At 70.5% G+C, this 24,646-nt stretch carries 23 protein-coding genes; 10 read left to right on the forward strand and 13 right to left on the reverse strand.

Features of this window, described 5'->3' with window-relative positions:
* Nucleotides 1-257: 257 nt before the first annotated feature.
* Nucleotides 258-1,247 carry a phosphoribosylaminoimidazolesuccinocarboxamide synthase gene (locus FV234_RS11310; RefSeq protein WP_147829324.1) on the reverse strand — a complete coding sequence of 330 codons (990 nt, stop codon included), beginning with the start codon at nucleotides 1,245-1,247 and terminating at the stop codon, nucleotides 258-260.
* A gap of 173 nt (nucleotides 1,248-1,420) precedes the next feature.
* Between FV234_RS11310 and FV234_RS11315 the strand changes: the two genes are divergently transcribed.
* A complete protein-coding gene (locus FV234_RS11315) occupies nucleotides 1,421-4,093 on the forward strand; it encodes a glucosidase (protein ID WP_147829326.1) in 2,673 nt (890 codons plus the stop codon).
* Here FV234_RS11315 and FV234_RS11320 read toward each other — a convergent pair whose 3' ends face one another.
* The 5 genes from FV234_RS11320 to FV234_RS11340 form a co-directional block, all read right to left on the reverse strand.
* The gene (locus FV234_RS11320) at nucleotides 4,094-5,785 is read right to left on the reverse strand and encodes a TadE/TadG family type IV pilus assembly protein (protein WP_147829328.1); all 1,692 of its coding nucleotides are present in this window, start codon (nucleotides 5,783-5,785) and stop codon (nucleotides 4,094-4,096) included.
* The gene (locus FV234_RS11325) at nucleotides 5,776-6,402 is read right to left on the reverse strand and encodes a TadE/TadG family type IV pilus assembly protein (protein ID WP_147829330.1); all 627 of its coding nucleotides are present in this window, start codon (nucleotides 6,400-6,402) and stop codon (nucleotides 5,776-5,778) included. The genes FV234_RS11320 and FV234_RS11325 overlap by 10 nt, the downstream gene beginning before the upstream one ends.
* Complete coding sequence (locus FV234_RS11330) at nucleotides 6,396-6,962, reverse strand: TadE family protein (RefSeq protein ID WP_238271931.1); 567 nt, start codon at nucleotides 6,960-6,962, stop codon at nucleotides 6,396-6,398. The genes FV234_RS11325 and FV234_RS11330 overlap by 7 nt, the downstream gene beginning before the upstream one ends.
* A gap of 394 nt (nucleotides 6,963-7,356) precedes the next feature.
* On the reverse strand, nucleotides 7,357-7,911 hold the full coding sequence (gene ssb, locus FV234_RS11335) for a single-stranded DNA-binding protein (protein WP_147829332.1): 555 nt from the start codon (nucleotides 7,909-7,911) through the stop codon (nucleotides 7,357-7,359).
* Nucleotides 7,912-8,125: 214 nt separating this feature from the next.
* Nucleotides 8,126-9,142, reverse strand: a complete 1,017-nt coding sequence (locus tag FV234_RS11340) for an NADP-dependent oxidoreductase (protein ID WP_147829334.1) — start codon at nucleotides 9,140-9,142, stop codon at nucleotides 8,126-8,128.
* 134 nt (nucleotides 9,143-9,276) lie between these two features.
* On the opposite strand from FV234_RS11340, the gene FV234_RS11345 reads away from it, so the two are divergent.
* Nucleotides 9,277-9,687 carry a DUF4174 domain-containing protein gene (locus FV234_RS11345; RefSeq protein ID WP_147763840.1) on the forward strand — a complete coding sequence of 137 codons (411 nt, stop codon included), beginning with the start codon at nucleotides 9,277-9,279 and terminating at the stop codon, nucleotides 9,685-9,687.
* Between the two features lie 63 nt (nucleotides 9,688-9,750).
* Here FV234_RS11345 and FV234_RS11350 read toward each other — a convergent pair whose 3' ends face one another.
* Nucleotides 9,751-10,242, reverse strand: coding sequence for a hypothetical protein (locus FV234_RS11350; protein ID WP_147829336.1), 492 nt, complete (start codon nucleotides 10,240-10,242; stop codon nucleotides 9,751-9,753).
* A 197-nt stretch (nucleotides 10,243-10,439) separates the two neighbouring features.
* Between FV234_RS11350 and FV234_RS11355 the strand changes: the two genes are divergently transcribed.
* The gene (locus tag FV234_RS11355) at nucleotides 10,440-11,189 is read left to right on the forward strand and encodes a phosphodiester glycosidase family protein (RefSeq protein ID WP_147753234.1); all 750 of its coding nucleotides are present in this window, start codon (nucleotides 10,440-10,442) and stop codon (nucleotides 11,187-11,189) included.
* On the opposite strand, the gene FV234_RS11360 is transcribed toward FV234_RS11355, so the two are convergent.
* Nucleotides 11,146-12,594 carry a cytochrome P450 gene (locus FV234_RS11360; RefSeq protein WP_147829338.1) on the reverse strand — a complete coding sequence of 483 codons (1,449 nt, stop codon included), beginning with the start codon at nucleotides 12,592-12,594 and terminating at the stop codon, nucleotides 11,146-11,148. The genes FV234_RS11355 and FV234_RS11360 overlap by 44 nt on opposite strands.
* Nucleotides 12,595-12,726: 132 nt before the next feature.
* Here FV234_RS11360 and fumC point away from each other — a divergent pair, with 132 nt between their 5' ends.
* The 3 genes from fumC to FV234_RS11375 all read left to right on the forward strand — a co-directional run bounded on the left by fumC (nucleotide 12,727) and on the right by FV234_RS11375 (nucleotide 14,974).
* Nucleotides 12,727-14,154, forward strand: coding sequence for a class II fumarate hydratase (gene fumC, locus FV234_RS11365; protein ID WP_147829340.1), 1,428 nt, complete (start codon nucleotides 12,727-12,729; stop codon nucleotides 14,152-14,154).
* A gap of 28 nt (nucleotides 14,155-14,182) precedes the next feature.
* Nucleotides 14,183-14,374, forward strand: a complete 192-nt coding sequence (locus tag FV234_RS11370; RefSeq protein ID WP_147763837.1) for a DUF4169 family protein — start codon at nucleotides 14,183-14,185, stop codon at nucleotides 14,372-14,374.
* Between the two features lie 351 nt (nucleotides 14,375-14,725).
* Complete coding sequence (locus FV234_RS11375) at nucleotides 14,726-14,974, forward strand: ribbon-helix-helix domain-containing protein (protein ID WP_147829342.1); 249 nt, start codon at nucleotides 14,726-14,728, stop codon at nucleotides 14,972-14,974.
* On the opposite strand, the gene FV234_RS11380 is transcribed toward FV234_RS11375, so the two are convergent.
* The gene (locus tag FV234_RS11380) at nucleotides 14,949-15,722 is read right to left on the reverse strand and encodes an AraC family transcriptional regulator (RefSeq protein ID WP_147829344.1); all 774 of its coding nucleotides are present in this window, start codon (nucleotides 15,720-15,722) and stop codon (nucleotides 14,949-14,951) included. The genes FV234_RS11375 and FV234_RS11380 overlap by 26 nt on opposite strands.
* Before the next feature lie 80 nt (nucleotides 15,723-15,802).
* On the opposite strand from FV234_RS11380, the gene FV234_RS11385 reads away from it, so the two are divergent.
* Complete coding sequence (locus FV234_RS11385; RefSeq protein ID WP_147829346.1) at nucleotides 15,803-16,783, forward strand: MBL fold metallo-hydrolase; 981 nt, start codon at nucleotides 15,803-15,805, stop codon at nucleotides 16,781-16,783.
* A 6-nt stretch (nucleotides 16,784-16,789) separates the two neighbouring features.
* Here FV234_RS11385 and glcF read toward each other — a convergent pair whose 3' ends face one another.
* The 3 genes from glcF to FV234_RS11400 form a co-directional block, all read right to left on the reverse strand.
* The gene (gene glcF / locus FV234_RS11390) at nucleotides 16,790-18,130 is read right to left on the reverse strand and encodes a glycolate oxidase subunit GlcF (RefSeq protein ID WP_147829347.1); all 1,341 of its coding nucleotides are present in this window, start codon (nucleotides 18,128-18,130) and stop codon (nucleotides 16,790-16,792) included.
* 120 nt (nucleotides 18,131-18,250) lie between these two features.
* A complete protein-coding gene (locus FV234_RS11395) occupies nucleotides 18,251-19,435 on the reverse strand; it encodes an FAD-binding protein (RefSeq protein WP_147829349.1) in 1,185 nt (394 codons plus the stop codon).
* A gap of 101 nt (nucleotides 19,436-19,536) precedes the next feature.
* Nucleotides 19,537-20,994 (reverse strand): polysaccharide biosynthesis C-terminal domain-containing protein, encoded by a 1,458-nt coding sequence (locus FV234_RS11400; protein WP_147829351.1) that lies wholly within the window; start codon nucleotides 20,992-20,994, stop codon nucleotides 19,537-19,539.
* A gap of 198 nt (nucleotides 20,995-21,192) precedes the next feature.
* Here FV234_RS11400 and FV234_RS11405 point away from each other — a divergent pair, with 198 nt between their 5' ends.
* Nucleotides 21,193-21,429, forward strand: coding sequence for a hypothetical protein (locus FV234_RS11405; protein WP_147753225.1), 237 nt, complete (start codon nucleotides 21,193-21,195; stop codon nucleotides 21,427-21,429).
* A 10-nt stretch (nucleotides 21,430-21,439) separates the two neighbouring features.
* Here the strand turns inward: FV234_RS11405 and FV234_RS11410 are convergent, their stop codons facing one another.
* Nucleotides 21,440-21,973, reverse strand: coding sequence for an N-acetyltransferase (locus tag FV234_RS11410; protein WP_147829353.1), 534 nt, complete (start codon nucleotides 21,971-21,973; stop codon nucleotides 21,440-21,442).
* Between the two features lie 761 nt (nucleotides 21,974-22,734).
* On the opposite strand from FV234_RS11410, the gene FV234_RS11415 reads away from it, so the two are divergent.
* Complete coding sequence (locus FV234_RS11415) at nucleotides 22,735-23,901, forward strand: type III PLP-dependent enzyme (protein ID WP_147829356.1); 1,167 nt, start codon at nucleotides 22,735-22,737, stop codon at nucleotides 23,899-23,901.
* A 133-nt stretch (nucleotides 23,902-24,034) separates the two neighbouring features.
* Nucleotides 24,035-24,583 (forward strand): N-acetyltransferase, encoded by a 549-nt coding sequence (locus tag FV234_RS11420; protein ID WP_147829358.1) that lies wholly within the window; start codon nucleotides 24,035-24,037, stop codon nucleotides 24,581-24,583.
* The last annotated feature ends 63 nt before the right edge of the window (nucleotides 24,584-24,646 follow it).

The raw sequence follows: 24,646 nt of genomic DNA on the forward strand, positions 1-24,646 counted from the left end.
TGTCCGACCTCGACGCCTGCGAAGGGATCGGCCCTGTATTCGTTCCACGCCGTCATCCCGGGGCTGCGCAGCAGAGCCCGGGATCGAGAGCCGCCGACGAAGCAGACTGGAACACGACCTGCGGTTCTGGATCCCGGGCTCGCCTCCGGCGCCCCGGGATGACGGGGAGGATTTGAACGCCGGTTTTTCCAGAACCGAGTATCCGATTACCTTCGCGGGCGGCGGAGACCATCTGATCTTGGTCTCGACCCGAGCGGTTAAGAAAGATACGCCTTCAGGTTCCGGCGGATGCGCTCGAGTGGCACCTCGGCGGGATCGGGAAGAGTGAACGTCCGCCCGGTGATGGTCTCGAAGGCGTTGATGTAGACGGCCGCCGTCTCCAGCACGATCTCGGCCGGGATCTCGGGGATCGGATCGGTGTAGGGGTCGCAGCGCGCGACCACCCAGTTGCGGACGAAGTCCTTGTCGAAGCTCTCCGGGGCGGCGCCGGCGGCGAAGCGCTCGGGGTAGGTCTTGGCGAACCAGTAGCGGCTGCTGTCGGGCGTGTGGATCTCGTCGGCGAGCACGATGCGGCCGTCGGAATCGGTGCCGAACTCGTACTTGGTGTCGGCCAGGATCAACCCGCGCTGCGCTGAAAGCTGCTGGCCGCGGGCGAACAGCGCGAGCGCCGTCTCCGACACGGTGCGCCACTGCTCGGCCGTCAGCAACCCCTGGTCGAGGATCGCGTCGGCGGTCAGCGGCGCGTCGTGGGCGCCGTCGGCGGCCTTGGTGGTCGGCGTGATGATCGCCTGCGGGAGCCGCTCGTTCGGGCGCATCCCGTCCGGCAGGGTGTGGCCGTACATCGCGCGCGCGCCGGCCTTGTACTGGGTCAGGATCGAGGTCGCGGTGCTGCCCGCGAGGTAGCCGCGCACAACGATCTCCACCGGCAGGATGTCGAGGCGACGCCCCACGAGCACGTTCGGGTCCGGGTAGGCGAGGACGTGATTGGCGCAGAGGTCGGCGGTGGCCTCGAACCAGTAGCGCGCGGTCTGCGTCAGCACCTGCCCCTTGAAGGGGATCGCGGCGAGCGCCCGGTCGAAGGCGCTGATCCGGTCGCTGCTGATCAGGATGCGGCGCCCGTCCGGCAGGTCGTAGTTGTCGCGCACCTTGCCGCGGTAATGGTTCGGCCATTCCGGCAGCGTCGCGTCCTGGAGGACCTGGTGGGCGTGCGGGGCGAGGGAAGCCTTGTCCAAACCGGGATGCTCCATCAGGCGGCCGATCAGGATGGCGGTGTGGACCAGCGCGCGCGGCGTGACCAGCCCCCGGCATCTGCCTTATTCAACCCGCCCTTGCACGATCGCGCCGCCCATGGGACCGGTCGGCCTCGCGCGCGGCGTCGGCGCCCCGTCCCCGACGCGCCCGAACGGAGGCGATCCCGGACGTGCCCCACACCCACCGACCGCCGCGCATCTTCGACACCGTGGAGGGGCGCCGCCTCGCCGAGACCCGCGCCGACCCGGCCTGGCGCCTGTGGGGGCCGTATCTCAGCGACCGGCAATGGGGCACGGTACGCGAGGATTACAGCGCCGACGGCGAGGCCTGGAACTACCTGCCCCACGACCACGCCCGCTCGCGCGCCTACCGCTGGGGCGAGGACGGCATCGGGGGCTTTGCCGACAAGGACCTCAACTGGTGCCTGTCGCTCGCCCTGTGGAACGGCCGCGACCCGATCCTCAAGGAACGCCTGTTCGGCCTGACCAACGCACAAGGCAACCACGGCGAGGACGTCAAGGAACTGTACTATTACCTCGACGGCGTGCCGACGCATGCGTACATGCGGATGCTGTACAAGTATCCGCACGGAGAATTCCCGTATTCGCGCCTGACCGAGGAGAACGCCCGCCGCGGCCTCGACAACCGCGAGTTCGAACTCGTCGACACCGGTCTGTTCGACGAGGGCCGCTACTGCGACGTCACCATCGAATACGCCAAGGCCGGCCCGCACGACGTGCTGATGCGCGTCACCGCGATGAACCGCGGGCCTGACGCGGCGACGCTGACGCTGCTGCCGCAGCTCTACGCCCGCAACACCTGGTCGTGGGCGAACGGTCCGCGTCCCGACCTGCGGCTCGCCGCCGACGGCACCGTGCTCGCCATCCACCACGCGATGCCGCCGATGCGGCTCCACGCCGACGGCGCGCCGGAATGGCTGTTCTGCGAGAACGAGACCAACGCCCACCGCCTGTTCGGCGCTCTGAGGGCCGGCTATTCGAAGGACGCGATCGGCCGCCACGTGGTCGAAGGCGAAGCGGATGCGGTCAACCCCGACCGGTCCGGCACGAAATGCGCCGGCCGTCACCGCCTCGTCGTCCCGCCGGGCGGCGCGCAGAGCCTGCGCTTGCGTTTCCGCGCCGCCGACGCGCCGGGCGACGCCTTCGCCGACTTCGACGCGGTGTTCGCCGCCCGCATCACTGAAGCCGACGACTTCTACGCCGCGCTGCAAGCCGACGTCGCGGATGCCGACAGGCGCGCGGTGCAGCGCCAGGCCTTGGCCGGCATGCTGTGGTCGAAGCAGCTCTACCATTACGACGTGCGCGAATGGCTCGACGGCGATCCGGCCCAGCCGGCCCCGCCCGAAGCGCGCAAGGCCGGGCGCAACGCCGACTGGCGGCACGTGCGGGCGCACGACATCGTCTCGATGCCCGACGCCTGGGAATACCCCTGGTTCGCCTCCTGGGATCTCGCGCTCCAGAGCCTCGTCTTCGCGACGATCGACCCGGACTTCGCCAAGGGCCAGATCCTGCTCCTCCTCGACGAGGCCTACGGGCACCCCAACGCAGAGCTGCCGGCCTACGAGTGGAACTTCTCCGACGCCAACCCGCCGCTCCACGCCTTCGCCGCCTGGCGGGTGTTCTCCCTCGACCGGGCGCTGACCGGACGGGCGGACCACGACTTCCTGCTCAGGGTGTTCAACAGGCTGTCGATGAACTTCACCTGGTGGGTGAACCGCAAGGACGCGTCCGGGCGCAACCTGTTCCAGGGCGGCTTCCTCGGCCTCGACAACATCGGCCTGTTCGATCGCTCGAAGCCGATCGCGGGCGGGGCGCTGACGCAGTCGGACGCCACCGCCTGGATGGCGATGAACGCCCTCGAGCTGATGCGGATCGCGGTCGAGCTCGCCCTGCGCGACCCCGCCTACGAGGACATGGCCCAAAAATTCTTCGAGCACTTCCTGCTCATCGCCGACGCCGCCGCGCGCAAGGGCGGGCTCTGGGACGAGGCCGACCAGTTCTTCTACGACGTGATCGAGACGCCCGGCGGCGAACGCATCCCGATCCGCGCCCGCACCCTCGTCGGGTTGATCCCGATCTGCGCGGTGGCGGTTTTGCGCGAGGACGACCTCGTTCAGCTCCCCGGCCTGCAGAAGCGCCTGCGCTTCTTCCTGGAGAACCGGCCCGACCTCGCCGCCCTGGTCTCGCGCTGGCAGGAGCCGGGCGAAGGCGGCACGGCGCTCCTGTCGCTGCTGCGCGGGCATCGCCTCAAGGCGCTGCTGCGGCGGATGCTCGACGCGGACGAGTTCCTGTCGCCGCACGGCATCCGCGGCGTGTCCAAGGTCTACGAGCGCCAGCCGTTCCACTTCGCCTGGGACGGCGCCGACCTCACCCTGCCCTACGAACCGGGCGAGTCGCGGACCCGGCTGTTCGGCGGGAACTCGAACTGGCGCGGCCCGATCTGGCTGCCGATCAACTACCTGCTGATCGACGGCCTGCGTCGGTTCCACCGCTATTACGGGCCGGAGTTCCGGGTCGAGGCCCCGACCGGCTCAGGCACCTTCCTCTCGTTGCAGGAGATCGCCGACATGCTGGCCGACCGCATGATCGGGCTTTCGACCCGCGGATCGGACGGGACGCGCCCGTTCCAGGCGACGAGCCGGCTGGAGCAGGAGGACCCGCACTTCCGCGACCACGTGCTCTGCTACGAATACTACCACGGCGACACCGGCCGGGGGCTGGGCGCCTCGCACCAGACCGGCTGGTCGGGCCTCGTCGCGCTGCTGATCCAGCAAAGCGCGCTCGGGCCGCTCCACGCGCTGTCGCCCGCCGAAGCGCCGTGACTATTGCGTCAGCCGCAAGGTGCCGATGCTCGCCGCGATCTGGTTGAAGGCCCCGATCAGGCTCGACGAATCGTTGGCGACGAACGATTGGGATGCCGTCGTCGCGCAGTCGCTCAACAACTTCAGGCCCTGCGTGTCGATGGGATCCGACGGGATGCTGAAGCCGATCGTGTAGATCGAAATTCCCGTGGCTTTCGCGTTCTTGCACGCCAGCGCGGTCAACGCGTCGACGGCGTCGCGGGCGCTGTCGGCATCGTTCACGGTCGGCGTGCCGGGGACGAGCCTCGATGTCGGGCCGGTGCCGTCGACGTTCTTGAGGTAGCCTGCGGCGAAATAGAGCGAGCCGTTGGAGGAGGACCCGTTCGTCGCCCAACTGTTGGCCCCGTCCGTCATCAGGATGATGATCTTGTTGACGGTGTTCGACGAGTACGCGGCCCCGTCCGCGAAGACGCTGATCGGAGACAGCGTACGCCACCCCCACATCATGCCCTCGTGGATGTTCGTCGATCCGAGGGCGGCCATGCCGTTGATCGTCGTCTTCAGCACGGACGTGTCGCTGGTCAGGCGTTGGAGCGGCTGCGTGGTACAGCCGAAGTTCGGCCCGTTCGGCACCTTCGTCGAGGAATTGGAATTCGTCGGCGAAGCGTTCTTCGGGTTGACGTACTTGCACGCCCGACCTTCCGCGTCGAAGAACGACGCATTGGACTGGCTCTGACAGGACGCGTTGTACGTCGAGTCGTCGATGTAGCTGTTATAGCTCCGGCTACTATTGTAGTCGCGATAGCCGGTGCCGCCATTGCCCGGCTCGTCGGGCGCGAACATAGGGACGTAGTATGAGTCAGCGTTCGAACTCGACGGCGTACCATCCTGCACGTTCAGCGGATACGGCAACGTCTCCAGGCACCCGCCCCAACCCCAACCGGAATAGGCGGCCTGCAACTTGGTGAAGATATCGAAACGGTTGGTGAAGCCGGACCCGGACGGCGAGAGCACGTTGTCCCAGTGGTAGGAGGATTTGGCGTTCTGGTCGATCCAGGTCGCGTAGCGGTAGGTCGTGGGGTTCAAGGCGACCGACGCCGCGAACGGCACGATCGCGATCTTGGTGCCGGTGGCGAAGGCGGCGTTGGTGTAGACGTAGTTGACGAAGTTGGTCGCCGCCGTCTGCACCGCCTGGAGCTTGCTCTGGCCGCCGCTCGATTCGAGCATCGAGCCGGTGTTGTCGAGCACCAGCGCGATCTCGAAGGTCTTCGGGATTGGCGTGGCGCAGCGCGCCGATCCGCCAGGGCGCGGTGCCGTCACGCCCGTGATGCGGCCGAAGAAGACCGGTGAGACGATGTGGGTCGTCAAGGTGATCTGGCGCGGGTTCGCCGTCACCGTCAGCGGATCGACCGTGAGGCCGGTCGCGCCCATGTAGCCGGTCATCATGGTGGACGCCTGCGTCTGGAGCACCGCGTTCGTCGTCGCCATCGGCGTCTGGCAGAGGGCGAGCGCGCTGGCGTCGGTCGCCGCCTGGAGCTTGGTCTCGAGGTAGGTGGCGAAGCCGTAATCGATCGCCGCGCCGGTGAATCCGAGGAGCGGGAGGGCCATCAGCCCGAACAGCAGGGCGACGTTGCCGTCGCGCGCCCGCGCGAAGCGGCCGGCTTGTCCACGCAGCGACGCCTTGCGGCCTGCCGGGGTCGGGATCACGGGCATGCGGCGCCTCCGGGCATCCAGACCTCGGTGTAGGTCGACTTGGCGGGTTGGCCGCCGCGCGCCGGCCAGGGGATGCTGGACTTCAGCGTGATCGCGGTGCTGGCGCCCTTCACGAGCTTGACCAACGAGGCACCGAGCATCGGCGTGTACGGCATGCTCACCTCGGTGAGGACGTAGCGGACCCCGGTGGTGCGGAACCCGACGGGCACGGTCAGGTCGGAGGCCGCGCCGGTGGCGCGCGCCGAGGCGTTGGCGTTGGCGGTGCTGGAACAGACCCGCGGGACCAGGTTGAGGTTGGTGAGATCGACGGCCATCGCGCTGACCACGATCTTCACGCGGCTGGCGTCGAACGGTTTCAGCACCAGCGTGGAGGTGGCGAGGATGTCGCCCATCAGCGACGCGTCGATCGGGTTCTGAGCGTCTCCCTGCGCCGTCAGGTCGGACACCGTCCGGGCGAGCAGGACGACCTTGCGCCAGTTGTCGATCGCATGCGCGTATTCCGACAAGCCCGCCCAGATCGTCAGCAGCACGGGCAGGATCAGCGCGAACTCGATCGCGGAGACGCCGCCGCGGGCGCGTACGAAGCTGCGGAGGCACGAAAGTCCGGTCCTCAACATCCGGTCGAGGCCGTGGTCTGGTACGGCTCGGTGCGGAACACCGCCGTCGATTGCAGGAGGTGAGTCCCGTCCGCGAAACTCTTCTGGGCGAGGTTCAGCAGGCTGAAGAACACTGGGATCTTCACCGCCGCGGTGACGACGACGATCGCCCCGGGCTTCGCGCAGGCGTAGTTCGTGCCGAAGCCGCTGTTCCAGGTCCGCGAGGTGGCGTTCATCGGCGTCGCGCCGGCCCCGGCCGAAAAGGACGACGCGACCGACACGTCGATCTTCACGCTGGAACAGTCGAACAGCGTCATCGTCCGGTTCGCACCGGTGCCGCACATCGCGTCGTTGAGCTTCTGCAGCAGGATCGCCGGGCTGCTCGTGGCGGCGTTGGCGATCTGGAACTGCCCGGTGAACAGGCTGCGCACCGCGTTCTGAACGGTGCGGTCGAAGTTCTGCCCGGCCCAGATCACGAAAGCGATCTGGACGATCGCGCCGACCAGCGCGAGGAACGGAAGCGCCACCAGGGCGAACTCGAGCGCCGCGGCGCCCTCTGTGGCGGCGGCGAACGAACGCAAGCGCGGCGGGCGAATGGGACGGGTGAAGCGTCGCGGCATGTCACCGGGGGCGGCTAGAATACATCATCCAGACGCTTGCCAGCCAGATCTAAACCAAACGCAAATGTGCAGACTCAACCCTAGATAACATCTTCTGGCATCAGATTGCCAGTGACACACCCCCCGGTTGCAGACTCAGGTGATAGGCTTAGGACAAAAGGACTGATTTTGCAGAAGAGCATTTGGATCTAGCCGAAACACCGGCCGATCGCGGAAATTAGACTTCTCCGGGTCTAGGCGGATCAGGTGACGATCTCGCCAAAGCTCATGAAAATGGCCCCGGATGGGACATCCGAGGCCGTCAAATTTTCGAGATCGGATCGTTCGCGAAGCCCGAGGCGACCGCGCCCGGGCCCTAGAACGGGATGTCGTCGTCGAGGTCGTAGTTGCCCCGCGAGCCGCCACCACCGCCGCCGCCGGACGGCGCCGGGGGCTGACGACGCTCGCTGCCGCCCTGGGCACGGCCGCCGCCGTATTCGCCACCGCCACCGCCACCGCCGCCGCGGCTGACCTGGCCGCCGCCCTCGTCGTCGGCACCCATCTCGCCGCCGCCGCCGCCGCGGCCGTCGAGGATCGTCATCTCACCGCGGAAGCGCTGCAGCACCACCTCGGTGGTGTACTTCTCGACCCCGGAATTGTCGGTCCACTTCCGGGTCTGGAGCTGGCCCTCGATGTAGACCTTCGAGCCCTTGCGCAGGTATTGCTCGGCCACGCGGGCGAGGTTCTCGTTGTAGATCACGACCGAGTGCCACTCGGTCTTCTCCTTGCGCTCGCCCGACGCCTTGTCCTTCCACGACTCGGAGGTCGCGAGGCGCAGGTTGACCACCGGGTCGCCGGAGCCGAGGCGGCGCGTCTCGGGATCGCGCCCGAGGTTGCCCACCAGAATGACCTTGTTGACGCTGCCCGCCATCGCTCTCTCCTTCGCCGTCGGATCTCACAGGGTCCGGTCTCACCGAGCCCGCGTGCGCCCTTCATGGGCCTCGGACCGGCCCCCGGCAACCGCTTGAGGGGCGCTTGTCCCCATCGTGCACACGCGCCGCCGGCACGATCATGTTCTATCTTTGTTCCCAACCGGCGGCAACTCGGCGCCGCGCGGACACGGCGCCGGATGCAAGCCTTCGCGCTCAGGCGACGTGGACGACGAGCTTGCCGAAGTTGCGGCCCTTGAGCAGGCCGATGAACGCCTCCGGGGCGTTCTCCAGCCCCTCGACGACGTCCTCGCGATACGTCACCGACCCGTCCGCGATCCAGCCGCCGACCTCGCGCTCGAACGCGTCGATGTGGCTGGCGAAGTCCCAGACGATGAAGCCCTGCATCCGCAGGCGCTTGGTCAACACCGCGCGCATCAGGAGCGGCGAGCGGTCGGGACCGGGCGGCAGCTCCGTGGCGTTGTAGGCGGCGACGAGCCCGCAGACCGGCATGCGCGAGAAGTCGTTGAGCAGCGGCAGCACCGCATCGAACACCGCGCCGCCGACGTTCTCGAAGTAGACGTCGATGCCGTTCGGGCAGGCGGCGGCCAGCGCGCCGGGTAGGTCGTCGGAGCGGTGATCGACCGCGGCGTCGAAGCCGAGCTCGCGAGTGAGGTAGGCGCACTTCTCGGGGCCGCCGGCGATGCCGACCGCGCGTGCGCCCTTGATCCGGGCGATCTGCCCGACGAGGGAGCCCACCGGCCCGGCGGCGGCAGCGACGACGACGGTCTCGTTGGGCTTCGGCTCGCCGATGTTGAGGAGGCCGGTATAGGCGGTCATGCCGGGCATACCGAGGACGCCGAGCGCCGTCGTCGGCGGCGCCACCGCGGGGTCGACCTTGCGCAGGCCCTTGCCGTCGGACACCGAATAGTCCTGCCAGCCGCCGAAGGCCTGGACCAGGGTTCCGACGGGGAAGTCCGGGTGCTCGGAGCGCATCACCTCGCTCACCGTCCCGCCGGTCATCGGCTCGCCGATGCCGACCGGCGCGGCGTAGGATTTCGCTGCGCTCATCCGGCCGCGCATGTAGGGGTCGAGAGAGAGCCAGCGCGTGCGCAGCAGGATCTCGCCGTCGCGCGGGGTCGGGACGACGGCCTCCTCGAGGCGGAAGTTCTGCAGGGTCGGCTCGCCGTGCGGGCGCGCGGCGAGGACGATGCGGCGGTTCTTGGCGGCCATGCCGTGTCTCCTTGGGATGGAGGGATCGAGGCTCGTTCGAACGCTCATGTCGCAGCCGTGGCCGCCGATGTCACCGGCTGGCCTGATCCGCGTTTCCCGTTCGAACCATCCCGTTTAGGGGAATAAGGACCATCATGCGCGTCGGATCCGGTGTCGCCCTCGCCATCGCGTTCGCAGCCTTCGCCGGACCCGGCGCGGCGGCCCAGGACCCGCTCGCGCGCTATCGCCAGGTCTCGCGGGTGCTCGTCCTGTCGGCGCCGGATGCGGGAGACCGCCGGCTCGTCGCGCAGCGCGCGACGATCGCCGCGGCGCGCGCAGGTCTCAGCGAGCGGGACCTCGTCGTGGTCGAGGCGGTCGGCGGAGGCGGCGACGCAGAAGCGATCCGGCGGCGGCTAGGCCTGCCGGCCGACGCGTTTCGCGCGGTGCTCGTCGGCAAGGACGGGGGCGTGAAAATCACCGAGCCCGAACCGATCGCGCCGCAGCGCCTGTTCTCGACCATCGACGCCATGCCGATGCGGAGGGACGAGATGCGGCGGCAACGCTGAGCGGAAAATGAAAAAGGGCTGCCCGCAGGCAGCCCCCTTCTTCGTCACGATCGGACGCGCCGCTCAGTAGCAGCGCTCGATCAGCACGCGGCGGTAACCGTAAGGCGTCCAGCGCACCCGCGGGACGGTCACGCACTCGCCGCCGTAGCCGTAGCCGCCGTAGGCCGCCGGGGCGTAGCCATAGCCGTAACCCGGGTAGCCGTAGCCGCCATACCCGCCGTAGAGACCGCCGGCCGCCAGGCCGACGCCGACGCCGAGCCCAAGCCCGCCGAGCCCGTACCCGAGACCACGGCCGTAGCCGTAGCCACGATACCCGCCGTAACCGCCGCGGTAGCCACCGAACCCACCGCGGTAGCCGCCGAAGCCGCCCCGGTACCCACCGAAGCCCGCACCACGGAACCCACCACCGAAGCCGCCGCCCCGGAAGCCGCCGAAGCCGCCCCCGTGGAAACCACCGCCATGGAACCCACCGCCGAACCCGCGCGCTTCGGCCGAGGCCGGAAGGTAGGCGAGAGCCCCGACCATCAGCGTCGAGGCAAGAAGAAGACGCTTCATCTCATCAGCTCCAGAAGAGTCGTGTCCTTGACCCCCGTCACATCGAGAACGCCCAGCCGCCGACTTCGGTTCACGCTGCGACATCGGCGATCGACGCCCGGGCTTCGGGGTCCGGGCCGCTTGAAAACCGTCGCATTCTGAGGTGAGGAGGCGTGCGGCGGCCCCTTCAAGGGCTCGCGCGCGGTCAGGACCTCACGATGATGTTACGCCTTACCAAAGCTGCGGTCCTCGCGCTGATCGCAGTCTCGGCCGGCGGCGCCCACGCGGAGACGGCGCCGAATGAGACGTGCCGCCCTGTCCAGGCGCAGGGCGACAGCTTCACCGTATGCACCGTCGACCTCCGCCGCCAGCGGGTGCGCCTGTTCTGGCTCGGCGCGGACGGGTTGCCGTATTCCTCGCTCTCGACGCTTGCCGAGAAGCAGGGTCCGCGCCTCAGCTTCGCGATGAACGCCGGCATGTACGACAAGGGTCAGGCGCCGGTCGGGCTCTACGTCGAGGACGGGCGGGAAATGAAGGGCGTCTCGACCGCGAACGGGCCGGGCAACTTCCACCTCAAGCCCAACGGTGTGTTCTACGTGAAGGGCGAGCGCGCAGGCGTGCTCGACACCGGCCATTACCTCAAGGCCCGCATGAAGCCCGACTTCGCGACGCAATCCGGCCCGATGCTGGTGATCGACGGCCAGATCCATCCCAAGATCTCCGCCGACGGGCCGAGCCTGAAGATCCGCAACGGCGTGGGCGTCCGCGACGACGGACGGGTGGCGGTGTTCGCGATCTCGGAGCACCCCGTCACCTTCGGCGCCTTCGCCCGGTTGTTCCGGGACGACCTCGGCTGCCGCAACGCCCTGTTCCTCGACGGCAGCGTGTCGAGCCTCTACGCGCCTGCGCTGAAGCGCAACGACCTCAGCCGCCCGCTCGGGCCGATGGTCGGGGCCGTGCCGCGCTAAGAGGCGTCTGCCCCCGGCGGGTCGCATCCATGCGCAGGCCGTGCTCGGGACGCAGCGTCACCCGGTGCAGCGGCGTCATCGGCGGATGGTCGTCCGGCATCCGGAACCGGACCGCGCGGACGACGTGGGCTAGCACGATCACCGCCTCCTGCACCGAGAAGCTCTGGCCGATGCAGACGCGCGGGCCGGCCCCGAACGGCAGGTAGGCGAAGCGCGGGATCGCGTCGCGGTTCGCCCCGAGGAACCGCTCCGGCACGAAGGCGTCCGGGTCGTCCCACAGGGTGCGGTGCCGATGCAGCACGTAGGGCGCCACAAGCACCATCGACCCGCGCGGCACCTTGATGCGGCCGAGGCGGTCGTCGCGGATCGCTTGGCGGCTGAGAAACGGCACCGGCGGGAACAGCCGCATCGCCTCTTCCATCACCGCCTTGGCGAAGGGCAGCGTGTCGAGGGCGAAATCGCCCTCGCCCGCCGCGTCGACCTCCGCCTCCAGCCGCTCCCGCGCCGCGTCGTCCTTCGCCAGGCAGTACAGCGCCCAGGTCAGGGCGTTCGCCGTGGTCTCGTGGCCGGCGGCGATGAAGGTGATGATGTTGGCCTGCACCTCCAGGTCGGTGAGGCCCTTGCCGGTCTCCGGGTCCTGAGCCGCGAGCAGCAGCGTCATCAGGTCCTGCGGCGCGCCGCCGGCGGCGACCTGGGCCTTGCGCCTTGCGATCAGCGCCTCGACCACCTCGGCGAAGTAGCGCCCGGCCGGCCGCGCCCGCAGCCGGCCGAGCCGCGGCACGAAGTCGGGCACGCCGAACACGTCGAGGGGATCGATCGGCCCGACCGCCTCGAGGAAGCGCGTGATCGCGCGCCCGAGGGCGTCGGGATCGCCGGGCAGGCCTTGCGTGAAGATCGTCCGCTCCAGCACGTCGAGGGTGACGCGGGTCATCTCCAGCGCGACGTCGACCCGGGTGCCGTCCCGCCGGGCCAGGCGCCGCGCGAGCTTGGCGCCGGACGCGTTCATCGCATCCGAGAAGCCCTGCACCGTGCGGGCCGAGAAGATCGGCGCCAGCGTCCGCCGCTGCAACTTCCATGCGTCGCCCTCGGCGCTGAGCAGGCCGTTGCCGAGACCGGGGGCGAGCACGCGGCGCTGCAGGTCGTCCTTGCGGTAGTTGCCGACGTTCTCAACCAGCAGGTAGCGGATCAGGGCCGGGTCGCTGACCACGGTGATGCGGCCCATGGCGCCGTCGCCGGCCACCACGGGCGCGGTGAAGTGATCCTCCATCCAGGTGGTGATCGGGTTCTGCCGCGCCGCCTTGAGGAACGCGAACAGGCCCATCGCCGTGCGGCGCGGCGCCGGCACGGGCGGCCGGAAGCGGGCCACCGCCGACGCCGGCGTGTCGATCGCGATCGTCGCCGTCATCGACGCCATCCTTGTTCGCCGGGCGGGGAACAGCCCGCCGCGTTTGTCGAGGCGCGGCCGGAAAAGCACCTTCGCGATTTGCCGCCGCCTGTCGTAGGTAGGCTTCGCATTGCACCAAACGTAGGGGCCACGATGTCGCCGCAGCAGACCGAGACCGAGACTCGGACCGCCACCCGCACGGAATCCGACACCTTCGGGCCGATCGAGGTCCCGGCGCACCGGTATTGGGGCGCGCAGACCCAGCGCTCGATCCAGAACTTCAAGATCGGCACCGAGCACATGCCGGCGCCGCTCGTCCACGCGCTCGGCCTGGTCAAGCAGTCAGCCGCCCTGGTGAACCAGGATCTCGGCGGCCTCGACCCGAAGGTGGCCGAGGCCATCGCCGCGTCGGCGGCCGAGGTGGTGGACGGCCGCCACGACGACGAGTTCCCCCTGGTGGTCTGGCAGACGGGCTCGGGCACGCAGTCGAACATGAACGCCAACGAAGTGATCGCGAGCCTCGCCAACGAGCGGCTCGGCGGCCAGCGTGGCGGCAAGTCGCCGGTGCATCCCAACGACCACTGCAACCGCGGCCAGTCCTCGAACGACGTGTTCCCGACGGCGATGCACATCGCGGTCTCGCGCGAGATCACCGGCCGCCTGATGCCGGCGCTGACCCACCTTCATGCGGCGCTCGACGCGAAGGAGAAGGACTTCGAATCGATCGTCAAGATCGGCCGCACCCACCTGCAGGACGCGACCCCGGTCTCCCTCGGCCAGGAATTCTCCGGCTATGCCGCGCAGGTCGCGCTCGGCGGCTCGCGCATCGCGGCGACGCTGCCCGGCGTGCTGGCGCTGGCGCAGGGCGGCACGGCGGTGGGCACCGGCCTCAACGCGCATCCCGAATTCGCCGAGCGTTTCGCCGCCAAGGTCGCCGAGCTGACCGGCCTGCCCTTCACCTCGGCCGCCAACAAGTTCGAGGCGCTGGCGACCCACGACGCCCTGGTTTTCACCCAAGGGGCGCTCTCGGCGCTGGCCGCCGGCCTGTTCAAGATCGCGCAGGACATCCGCCTGCTGGCATCCGGCCCGCGCTCGGGCCTGGGCGAGCTGTCGCTGCCGGAGAACGAGCCGGGCTCGTCGATCATGCCGGGCAAGGTCAACCCGACCCAGTGCGAGGCGCTGACGATGGTCTGCGCCCAGGTGATCGGCAACGGCACCACGGTGAGCTTCGCCGGCAGCCAGGGCAACTTCGAGCTCAACGTGTTCAAGCCGGTGATCGCCAACGCGGTGCTGCAGTCGATCCGCCTGCTCGCCGACGCGGCGGTCAGCTTCACCGACAACTGCGTCGTCGGCATCAAGGCCAACGAGGACCGGATCGCCGACCTGATGAGCCGCTCGCTCATGCTGGTGACCGCGCTCGCCCCCTCGATCGGCTACGACAAGGCGGCCGAGATCGCCAAGACCGCGCACAAGCGCGGCACCACCCTGAAGGAGGAGGCGCTGCGCCTCGGCTACGTCACCGAGGCCGAGTTCGAGCGCGTGGTGCGGCCCGAGACCATGCTGGCCCCGAGCGCCGAGTAGGCGCCCGCTCGAACGGGAGATCGACGCGATGGCCGAGATCATCAACCTGCGCCAGGCCCGCAAGGCGCGCCTGCGGGTCGAGAAGGACGCCAAGGCGGAGGACAACCGCATCGCCTTCGGCCGCCCGAAGAAGGCCCGGACCCTGCAGGAGCGCAAGACAGCCATCGAGGTGGCCCGCCACGAGGGCCACAAGCTCGTCGGGCCGGATTCGGACACGTGACGCGGTGCCCCTTCTCGACCTCTGTGCGAGCGACAGGATTCGCACATCGCTGCTTCTGGCGTTTCGATCTGCGCGCATCCCCTCGCCCCGCTTGCGGGGAGAGGGACGCGACGACCTCGCCGTCGTCGCGGCGAGGCGGCAGCCGACGGTGAGGGGGCCGATCCGGAGGAGGCTTTTCCGTTCGCGCCCCCTCACCGTCGCTCTGGCTTCGCCGACGCTAGCCGGCTGCATGACAAGGTGCAGCCGGGCCTCTGCCCGTACGCGGGGAGAGGAGAACCCGCGCGTCATCAGATGCCGTGACGAAATGGACGACTACCGTTTCCCGTGCGCTGGACGGAGAAGGCGCGCCCGATGACCATCACCAAGCGCTCGGTGATGATCGCCGGCCACCGCACCAGCGTGTCCCTGGAGGACCCGTTCTGGGCGGCTTTGGGCGAGATCGCAGCGGCGCGCGAAAAGTCCGTCCAGGCGCTGATCGGCGCGATCGACGCGGAGCGGAACGGTCAGAACCTGTCCTCGGCGATCCGGGTCTTCGTGCTGGCGGCGTATCGCGAGCCGGCGGACGGACCGGTCGTCAACGCCGGATGTCGCGAAGGCTGAGCGAGGCGGGGGCGCCGAAGGTCCGCCTGAAATCGTCGGCGAAATGGGCCTGGTCGGCGAAGCCGGCCGCATGCGCGGCGCCGGTGAAGTTGTTGCCGTCGATCACCGCACCGATCGCCCGGCGCATCCGCAGCCAGCCCCGATAGCGCCGGAACGGCACCCCGACGGCGTCGGTGAACAGGTGCTGGAACCGCGAGGCCGACAGGCCGACCGAGGCCGCGAGCGCTCCGACCGACGGCGTCGCGTCGGGCTCGGCGAGCAGGCGGCGGATCGCCCGCGCGATCCGCCCGTCGATCCGCGGCTCCGGCTGCCGCCCCGCGAACGCGAGGAGGTCGGCGAGCGCCGGCCCGGCGGCGGAGGCGCCGTCGCGGTGCTCGAACAGGTCGCGCAGCGGCGTCGTCTCGCCGGCGGCGCCCAGGAGCGCGCCCGCGATCTCGCGGGTGCCGTGCAGGAGCGGCGTCAGCGCCTCGACCCCGAAGCGGTCCGGCTCGAGGTAGAGCACGCCGAGCGGGTCGCCGCCGAGGTCGAGTTCGTGCACGCACCCGGCCGGGATCATCGCCGTGCGGCAGGTGGTCCAGTCCTGCGCGCCGACGCGCAGGCGGAAGTCGCCGTAGAGCCCCGCGAGGAAGACCGGCGCGCCGTGCTGGTGCCCGGCATTGTAGCGCAACGGCCCGGCGAAGAAGGTCGTCGCGCCGGCCACGTGCCAGAGCGGTCGCAACGGCCCGTCGTCGGCAGCACGTTCGTACAAGCGCCCGATCCCCCGCAGCCGGTAGGCCTTCGCCCACGCCGCGCAGTCTGCGGCCTCACGCGGGCGAAGGGAATGATTCGATGATCGAACGGACGCGTCGACAACTCGCCGCGACCGGCCTCGCCGCCTTGGTCGCCCCGGCGCTGTTGCCTCGGTCGGCGCGGTCCGAACCGCTCGGCCCGGCCGCGTCGGCGCAGTACCGCTTCGCGCTCGGCGCCTTTCGCGTGACGATGCTGCTCGATGCCGCCGGGATGATCGACGGCCCCTGGCCGATCGTCGGCGAGGACCGCCCCAGGGGCGAGGTCGAGGCCCTGATGCGCGCCAACCGCCTGCCGCCCGATCGCTTCCAGCCGGGCTTCACCCCGGTGCTGATCGAGACCGGGCGCGAGACCATCCTGTTCGACACCGGCAACGGCGCGGTCGGCTTCGTGCCGCCGCCGGCCGGCGGACGTCTGGTCGAGCGGCTGCGCGCGGCCGGCACCGCGCCGGAGGCGATCGACGTCGTCGTCCTCAGCCATTGCCACACCGACCACATCGGCGGGCTGATGCGCAACGGGCACCCGACCTTCCCCAACGCGCGCCTCGTCGTCGGCGCGGTCGAGTACGATTTCTGGACCAAACCCGAGCGCCTCGCGTCGGAGCCGTCGGGCAACGAGCACGCCTCGGCGCTGGTGTTCCGCGCCCACCTCCTGCCGCTGGCCGCATGGACGCGCTTCGTGGCGGCCGGCGACGAGATCGTTCCCGGCATCCACGCGCTCGCGGCCTACGGGCACACGCCCGGCCACCTCGCCTTCCACGTCGAGAGCGCGGGGCGGCGGATGCTGATTTGGGGCGATTGCGCCCACCACGAGGTCGCCTCGCTCGCCGAGCCGGGCTGGCACGCCCTGTTCGACATGGACAAGGGACAGGGCGCGGCCACGCGGCGTCGGATCTACGACATGGCGGCGAACGGCGACATCGTGGTCGCCGGCTACCATACGTCGTTCCCGTCGCTCGGCTACGTCGCGCCGAGCGGCGCAGGCTATCGCTGGATCCCGGTCACCTACCAGCTCGAACCGTGAGGCCGGTCACTCGGCTGCTTGCAGCACCGGCTCGGCCGTCGCCTTGAGCGCCGCCGGCCGCGGGCCGCCGGTGGCCCAATCCAGCAGTTCCACCGTGTGGACGATCGGGATCGCGGTGCCCTTCCCGATCTGCGTGGCGCAGCCGATGTTGCCGGTGGCGATCACGTCGGGGCGCATCCGCTCGATGTTGGCGACCTTGCGCGCCCGGAGCTTGCCGGCGAGTTCCGGCTGCAGGATGTTGTAGGTGCCGGCCGAGCCGCAGCAGATGTGGCCCTCGGGCACGTCCTTCACCGTGAAGCCCGCCCGCTTCAGCAGGGTCTTGGGCTCCGTGCGGATGCCCTGGCCGTGCTGCATCGAGCAGGCCGAGTGATAGGCGACGACGAGGTCGCTCTCGACCGTCGGCGCGATGTCGAGGGTGGCGACGAACTCGGTGACGTCCCTGGCGAGCGCCGAGACCCTTGCCGCCTTGTCGGCGTAGGCCGGGTCGTCGCGGAACATGAAGCCGTAATCCTTGATCGTCGTGCCGCAGCCGGACGCGGTGACGAGGATGGCGTCGAGGCCGGCGCCGTCGGCTTCCGCGATCCAGGCGTCGATGGTGCGCCGGGCCTGGGCGTGCGAGTCGTCCGTCCGGCCCATGTGATGGGTGAGCGCGCCGCAGCACCCCTCGCCTTCCGCGTGCACCACCTCGACGCCGTGGCGGGTGAGCAGGCGGATCGCCGCCGCGTTGAAATCCGGCCGCAGCACGCTCTGGGCGCAGCCGCGCAGCAGGGCCACGCGCTTGGGCGCGCCCTGCGCGCCGACGGCGGGGAAGGTCGCGGGCCGGTTGGTCGCCTCGCGGCCGGGCAGCGCGGCGGGGGCGAGGTCGAGCATCGCGGCGAGCCGGTTTCCGACCCGCGGCAGGCGCGCCACCAGGGGCCGGAACGGCGCACCGAGCTTGGCCGCCCACAACGCCGCCCGGAACCTCGCGGGATAGGGCAGCACGAAGGCCAGGAGCGCCCGCAGCGCGCGGTCGTCGAGCCGCCGGGAGAACGTCTGCTCGATATGGCTGCGGGCGTGGTCGACGAGGTGCATGTAGTGCACGCCCGAGGGGCAGGTCGTCATGCAGGACAGGCACGACAGGCAGCGGTCGACGTGCTTGACCACCTCGGCGCTCGCCGCCTTGCCGCCCTCCAGCATGTCCTTGATCAGGTAGATCCGTCCGCGCGGGCTATCGAGTTCGTCGCCGAGCAGCAGGTAGGTCGGGCAGGTCGCCGTGCAGAACCCGCAATGCACGCAGGTGCGCAGGATCTTTTCGGAGGTCGCCATCGCCGGGTCGGCGAGCTGGGCCAGGGAGAAGTTGGTTTGCATGGCGCGTTCTGGATGCGTCCTGTCTCGGGCCGATGGCGTCGGCCCCGTCGATCGATCGTCTCTGCCACCGTTTCGCGCCGCGCACGATGCGGCGGAGGGCCCGCGTCGGGCCCGGGCGCCTCAAACCTCGGCGTACATCCGCCCTGGGTTGAACACACCCGCGGGGTCGTGCGCCGTCTTGATCCCCTGCGTCACCCGCATCAGCGGCTGCGAGAGTGGCTGGAACACCGGCACGGCGGCGCGCACCGCATCGGGCGCCCGGATCAGCGTGGCGTGGCCGCCGTGCTGGCCGAGGGCGGAGCGGATCGCCTCCGCCCCGGCATCGCCCTCGGACGCGACGGCGAGCCAGACCAGGCCGCCGCCCCAATCGTAGAACCAGCGCGCCGGCATCGCGCGGCCGATCGCGGCGGCGAGCGCCGGGCCTCGGGTCGGCGCGGTCGAGAGCCGCCATACGGCCTCGGACGTTCCGGCGAAGGGCGTCACATCCCGGATCGTATTCCAGAGGGCGACACCCGGTTCGCCGTCCAGGATCTCGGCGGCGCCGAAGCGCTTCAGGAGCTTCTGCAGCTCACCGATCCGGTAGGCGAGCGAGTCCGAAAAGCCTTCGAGCCGCATCAGCGTGCGAGCGTCCGCGCCGTCGATGCCGGCGGGCAGGTGCGCCGCGCCGGTGAGCTCGAACGGCGAGCCGAGGGCGGCGGCGAGCGCAGCCACCGCGCGGGCGTCGTCGAGCCCGCGGAAGACCAGCGTCGCCACGCGCTCCTGCACCGGCAGCACCTTGAAGGTGACCTCGGTGAGGAGCCCGAGGGTGCCCCAGGAGCCGGCCATCAGCTTCACGAGGTCGAGGCCGGTGACGTTCTTCATCACCCGCCCGCCGGACTTGATCGCCTGGCCGCGACCGTTGACGAAGCGCACGCCGATCAGGCTGTCGCGGGCGGCACCGGCGTTGATGCGGCGCGGCCCGGAATTGTTGGCCGCCGCCACCGCGCCGAACGTCGGCTCGCCAGCGCTGCCCATCAGGGCGCGGGCGTCCATCGGCTCGAACGGCAGCATCTGGCCGCGGGCGGCGAGCATCGCCTGAACCTCCGCGAGCGGTGTGCCGGCACGGGCCGAGATCACCATCTCGGCGGGCTCGTAGAGGGTGACGCCGGAGAGCGCCCGCGCCGAGAGCGTCGCCTCGTCCTGCGCCGGCCGGCCGATCCCGGCCATGGTGTCCCCGCCCACGAGGCGCAGGCGCTCGGAGCGGCCGGCGGCCGCGCCGACGATCTCGGCCGCCTCGCCCTCGTCGCGGGGCTCGTAGAATGGCATCGTTTCCTGCCCGGTCGCGTGTCTTTGCCGGATGCCTGTGCGCGGCACCCTTGTAGCCCCGATCATGCGGGATCGCGGCCGCGTTGCAAAGTGGAACCGCTCTACTCTGCCGCCACAGGATCGGCCGCCGCAGGATGCGCCGGGCGGAACCGGCCCTCGACCTGGCTGCGCAGGCCGGCGATGTCGAACAGCCATACCAGGGCCGCGTAGAGCCCGGCCCCGAGGGGCACGGCGACGCCGAGCGCCAGCGCCGGATCGAGGTGGCGAAGCGGCGCGAGCGCCGCCGCCATGGCGCCGCAGGCGGCGCTGGCCACGAGGATCTCGTTCCAGAGCAGCGCGAGGCGGTCGCGGCCGGTGAGCGCCCGCACGGCGAGCCAGGCGAAGGCGGAGGCGAGCGCCAGCGTCTGGGCGAGGGCGACGCCGGCGCCGCCGAGCAGCGGCGGCAGGACGAGGAGGCCGAGGCCGTTGACCGCGAGCCCGGCCGCAGCCGCCGCGATCACCGGCAGGGTCCGGCGGCGGATCTGGAACACCGGGTTGATCGCGTAGAACATCATCGCGAGGCAGAACAGGCCGGGGATCAGCAGCAGCGCGTAGAGCGCGAACGGCCCGCGATAGGCCTCCGGCACCACCAACGCCTCCAGCGCCGGCAGCACCGCCCAGAACCCGACGGCGCAGGGCAGCAGCAGCGCGTAGACGGTGGCCGCGTTGGCTGCGACCTGCCGTTCGGCCGCCGCGCGGCCGTGCTGCTCTTCGGCCCGCACGGCGAGCTGGAACAGCAGCAGGTCGAGGGCCGTGCCGAGCATGGTGAGGCTGCGCGCGGTCACGTCGGCGGCGAGCGCGAAGTAGCCGGCCTCGGCGAAGCCGGCCTGCGCGGCGATGGTGCCGCGGTTGAGGAACGGCAGCAGCTGGTAGACGGCGTTGGCCGCGATCAGGGGCAGGCCGTAGCGCAGGAACAGGCTCCAGGTCTCGCGCCGGCGATGGTGCTCCACCGCCGAGGCCGGGTCGCGCAAGGGGTGGCGCAGGATCAGTACGGCGAGGAGTTGGCTCACTCCGGCGGCGGCGAGCACCCAGGCCGGCTGGCGCAGGTACCAGGCGGCTGCGGCCATCATGGCGAAGGCGATCACGTTCTTCACCGCGACCAGCCCGAGATAGAGCTTGCCGTCGAAGCGGGCACGGGCGAGCGCGGCGTGATAGTCGAACACGCCGATGCCGAGCGCCGCCAGCATCGCACCGGACAGGATCGCGGCATGCCCGTCCGGCCCGTCGCCGAGCCCGAGGCCGGCGGCGACGGCCGCGGCGGCGAACAGCAGCACCGCGAGGATGGCGTAGGCGCGGTCGAGGCCGTGCCGGATCCATGGTTCGTCGAGGCGGACGCGCACCGAGTAGAACCGCGTCGCCGACAGGCGCAGCCACTCGAACAGGACGGTGGTGATCACCAGGGTGCCGGCGGTGGCCAGCGCGAAACGCCCGAAATCGGCCGGCCCCAGCAGCTTGGCGATGAGCAGGCCGAGGACGAAGTTCAGCCCGGCATTCATGACGAAGGCGGCGATCACGGCCATGGTCGGGCTTTCACGGGCGGGCTCTCAAGGACACGCGTCGCGGACGAGCCGGCGCGGGCGGGCGCGACCCTGCATCCGTGCTCTAACGCGACGCCGGTAAGATTCCCTGAATCCGGCATGACGAGGGCGCCCCGGAACGGTTTCGGGCCGGAGGCCGTTTCCGCGTCCGTTCGAAACTTTTCCCGGAGTCCCTATCCGATGCGCATCCTCGTTCCCGCCGCCGCGATCCTCGCCCTCGCCGGCATCCAGGCCGCCACCGCCCAGACGACCGTGATCGAGCGCCGGGCGCCCGACACCGTCGTGGTCGACCGTCCGGCCACCGAGAGCAAGACGGTGGAGACCCGCGAGAGCAGCGACGGCTGTTCCACGAAGACGGTGACGAAGACCAACGACGAGGGCGACCGCAAGACGGTCAGCCGCGAGCGCTGCGACTGATCTGCCGGCTTCAGCCGCTCCGGCGCTGCCGGGGCGGCTCCTGCGTCGCGTCCGCCGCGTCGTCGGCGAGGGCGCGCTCGTAACACCACGCCTCCATGCCGTCCTCGTAATAGCCTTCGCGAACCTCGAAGCGCGTGTAGCCGCGGCGCTCGTACAGGCGCAGGCCGGCGCCGTTGTCGGCGCGCACCTCGAGGCGCAGGCGGGTGCAGCCGTGGCGACGCGCCTCGTCCTCCACCGCCTGCATCAGCCGGCCGCCGAGGCCCAGACCGGCGCGGGACGACGCCACCGCAATGGAGGAGAGCCGCGCGCTGCGGCTGTTGCGCCGCCGCTCCAGGGTGGCAGCCCCGACGAGGACGTTGGTCTCGTCCGCCTCGATCAGCAGGGCGACCAGAACCGTCATCGAGGGCGAGCGGATCGCGTGGCGGATCGCCCGGCGCTCGGCCCGGTCGGTGGAGAAGGTCGCGTTCTCCAGGGCGACCAGGGCGTCGAGGTCGTCGAGGCACGCGACCCGGACCTCCAGCTCGCCGTCGGCTTGCGGGTTCACGCGGTCACCCGCGACCGAATCGTCCGCCGTCTCACCCCGACCATGATGCCCGCCGCCCGCATTCCGCCGATTCCGATCCCGCGCCCCGGATGCCGCGGACCGGCAGGGCGTCGCCACCGTCGACCGGGGTGAGATGCCCGCACTTTACGCGCTTGGAAAGCCCGCCCGCGGACGGGCGCTGCGTTTTGGCAACAGGTCCCCGCAACACACGGGGATTCCCGCCGCTGCGGGCCGAATTCCGCTTGTGGTGGTGGTGCGCCGTTCGTATATGCGCCTTGCCCAATTTCGCACGTGCCTGTGGCCGCGTGTCGGTTGGTGGGCATCCGGCCAACTGCCGGACAGCCGCCAGGGGTCTTAAAGGATCGATGGTCGACAGGGTGGATCCCTTTCGGCCGGCATCCAGGTGGCGACACCGGACCCCGACAACAACCGGCAGCCGGAGGCGAAACCGGCGAACCCCGCTCTCCACGGGGGACGCAGCTTAAAGCAACGACGAACGGGCTTTTTTGGTCTCGTCGGCCCTCCAAAGGCCGGCACCGAAGAGGCTTGTTTCTCCTTGCCCGGCGTGCGGATGGGAAACCCCGTCCAATCCACGGCAGCCTCCGGGTGCTCGTCGCGCCCGCACGGATCGTCGCGTCTCCACAGCGCGGATCCGCGCGTCGCATCAGCCCCAGACGCCGGCGGTCCCTGAAGGGACCGTCACATCTTCGACGGCGCGCTCCCCCGTGGGCGGCCCCGCGAACCTGTGGGTTGGAACAGACATGACCGATCGCATCCGCGACTTCCTGCGCGTCCGCCGCGACCTCGGCCGCGACGAGGGCCCCGTGATGGTGCTCGACCTCGACGTGGTCCGCGACAACTACACCGCCTTCGCCCGCGCGCTCCCCGACACCCGCGTGTTCTACGCGGTGAAGGCGAACCCGGCCCCCGAGGTTCTGCGCCTCCTGGCCGACATGGGCTCGTGCTTCGACACCGCGTCCGTCGCCGAGATCGAGATGGCGCTCGCCGCCGGCGCCACCGCGGAGCGGATCTCCTTCGGCAACACGATCAAGAAGGAGCGCTGCGTCGGCCGGGCGCTGCGCCTCGGCATCCGCCTGTTCGCGGTCGATTGCGAGGCGGAGGTCGAGAAGATCGTCCGCGCCGCCGAGGCCGCCGGCATCGAGGCCGGATCGGTGCAGGTGTTCTGCCGCATCCTCTGCGACGGCGCCGGCGCGGACTGGCCGCTGTCGCGCAAGTTCGGCTGCGAGCCGGAGATGGCCGTCGAGGTGCTGGAGCACGCCCACCGCCAAGGCCTGTCGGCCTACGGCGTGTCGTTCCACGTCGGCTCCCAGCAGGGCAACACCGAGGCCTGGGACGGGGCGCTCGCCTCCGCCTCGACGATCTTCCGCGAATGCGCGCTTCGCGGCATCGGCCTGTCGATGGTCAACCTCGGCGGCGGCTTCCCGACCCAGTACCTCAAGAAGGTGCCGGGCGTGGAATCCTACGGCGACGCGATCTTCCGCGCGCTCACCAAGCATTTCGGCAACCAGCTGCCCGAGACGATCATCGAGCCGGGGCGCGGCATGGTCGGCAACGCCGGGCTGATCGAGGCGGAAGTGGTGCTGATCTCGAAGAAGTCCGCCTCGGACGACGAGGTGCGCTGGGTCTACCTCGACATCGGCAAGTTCGGGGGGCTGGCCGAGACCATGGACGAGTCGATCCGCTACCCCGTCCGCACCGAGCACGACGGCGACCGCATGAGCCCTTGCGTCCTGGCCGGCCCGACCTGCGACTCGATGGACGTGCTCTACGAACGCGACCACTACCCGCTGCCGGTCTCCCTCTCGATCGGCGACAAGGTGCTGATCGAGGGCACCGGCGCCTACACCACGACCTATGCCGCGGTCGCCTTCAACGGCTTCCCCCCGCTTCAGCAGATCGTGATCTGATCCGTGCCCCCCGCCGCCCGCCGGCGGGGGTTTCCCTGATGCACCGCGCGTTCCGTTCGGCCGGCCTTCATCCGAGGGCCGGCATGACGGCGCCCGGTCCCACGCGTCACATCACGACAGGGCGGTCACGGCCATGATCCAGATCCGGGCGGAGCACCATCACGACGTCGCGGCGCGCGAGCGCCTGCTCGACGCCTGCTTCGGCGCGAACCGCCGGGCCAAGACCTCAGAGCGGCTGCGCGAGGGGCGCCTTCCCGCCCGCGGCCTCGCCTTCGCGGCGACCCGCCACGGGCGCCTGATCGGGACGCTGCGCCTGTGGAACGTCGCGGCCGGCGCCTGCCCGGCCCTGCTGCTCGGCCCGCTGGCGGTCGACCCGGCGCTCCAGCGCCAGGGCCTCGGCCGGGTGATGATGCACGCCGCCTTGGGGCGCGCCGAATCCCTCGGCCACGGGGCCGTGCTGCTCGTGGGCGATGCGCCCTACTACGAGCGCTTCGGCTTCTCGCAAGGCCTCGCCGCCGACCTCACCCTGCCCGGTCCGTTCGCACGCGAACGCTTCCTCGGGCTCGAGCTGCGGGCCGGCGCCCTCGACGGGGCCGCGGGCCTGGTCCGGGCGACGGGCCAGCTCACCCCAGCGGAGTTTGGCTTGGCGGGCGCGGCGGACGGACGACGACGCGCTGCCTGATCGGGCGAGCGTCGTCACCGGCGTCCCCCCGCATCCCGAATGAACCTCCCCCCTCCTCCCCGC

Origin of the sequence: Methylobacterium sp. WL8 (assembly GCF_008040045.1) — a bacterium.
GTDB lineage: Bacteria > Pseudomonadota > Alphaproteobacteria > Rhizobiales > Beijerinckiaceae > Methylobacterium > Methylobacterium cerastii.

Coding starts and splice junctions, on each gene's coding strand:
- FV234_RS11385 (WP_147829346.1), top strand. CDS start 15,803: ATGATCGAACGGACGCGTCGACAACTCGCCGCGACCGGCCTCGCCGCC.
- FV234_RS11370 (WP_147763837.1), top strand. CDS start 14,183: ATGGCCGAGATCATCAACCTGCGCCAGGCCCGCAAGGCGCGCCTGCGG.
- FV234_RS11405 (WP_147753225.1), top strand. CDS start 21,193: ATGCGCATCCTCGTTCCCGCCGCCGCGATCCTCGCCCTCGCCGGCATC.
- FV234_RS11325 (WP_147829330.1), bottom strand. CDS start 6,402: ATGTTGAGGACCGGACTTTCGTGCCTCCGCAGCTTCGTACGCGCCCGC.
- FV234_RS11355 (WP_147753234.1), top strand. CDS start 10,440: ATGATGTTACGCCTTACCAAAGCTGCGGTCCTCGCGCTGATCGCAGTC.
- glcF (WP_147829347.1), bottom strand. CDS start 18,130: ATGCAAACCAACTTCTCCCTGGCCCAGCTCGCCGACCCGGCGATGGCG.
- FV234_RS11420 (WP_147829358.1), top strand. CDS start 24,035: ATGATCCAGATCCGGGCGGAGCACCATCACGACGTCGCGGCGCGCGAG.
- ssb (WP_147829332.1), bottom strand. CDS start 7,911: ATGGCGGGCAGCGTCAACAAGGTCATTCTGGTGGGCAACCTCGGGCGC.
- FV234_RS11350 (WP_147829336.1), bottom strand. CDS start 10,242: ATGAAGCGTCTTCTTCTTGCCTCGACGCTGATGGTCGGGGCTCTCGCC.
- FV234_RS11320 (WP_147829328.1), bottom strand. CDS start 5,785: ATGCCCGTGATCCCGACCCCGGCAGGCCGCAAGGCGTCGCTGCGTGGA.
- FV234_RS11340 (WP_147829334.1), bottom strand. CDS start 9,142: ATGGCCGCCAAGAACCGCCGCATCGTCCTCGCCGCGCGCCCGCACGGC.
- FV234_RS11345 (WP_147763840.1), top strand. CDS start 9,277: ATGCGCGTCGGATCCGGTGTCGCCCTCGCCATCGCGTTCGCAGCCTTC.
- FV234_RS11360 (WP_147829338.1), bottom strand. CDS start 12,594: ATGACGGCGACGATCGCGATCGACACGCCGGCGTCGGCGGTGGCCCGC.
- FV234_RS11400 (WP_147829351.1), bottom strand. CDS start 20,994: ATGGCCGTGATCGCCGCCTTCGTCATGAATGCCGGGCTGAACTTCGTC.
- FV234_RS11415 (WP_147829356.1), top strand. CDS start 22,735: ATGACCGATCGCATCCGCGACTTCCTGCGCGTCCGCCGCGACCTCGGC.
- FV234_RS11395 (WP_147829349.1), bottom strand. CDS start 19,435: ATGCCATTCTACGAGCCCCGCGACGAGGGCGAGGCGGCCGAGATCGTC.
- FV234_RS11310 (WP_147829324.1), bottom strand. CDS start 1,247: ATGGAGCATCCCGGTTTGGACAAGGCTTCCCTCGCCCCGCACGCCCAC.
- fumC (WP_147829340.1), top strand. CDS start 12,727: ATGTCGCCGCAGCAGACCGAGACCGAGACTCGGACCGCCACCCGCACG.
- FV234_RS11375 (WP_147829342.1), top strand. CDS start 14,726: ATGACCATCACCAAGCGCTCGGTGATGATCGCCGGCCACCGCACCAGC.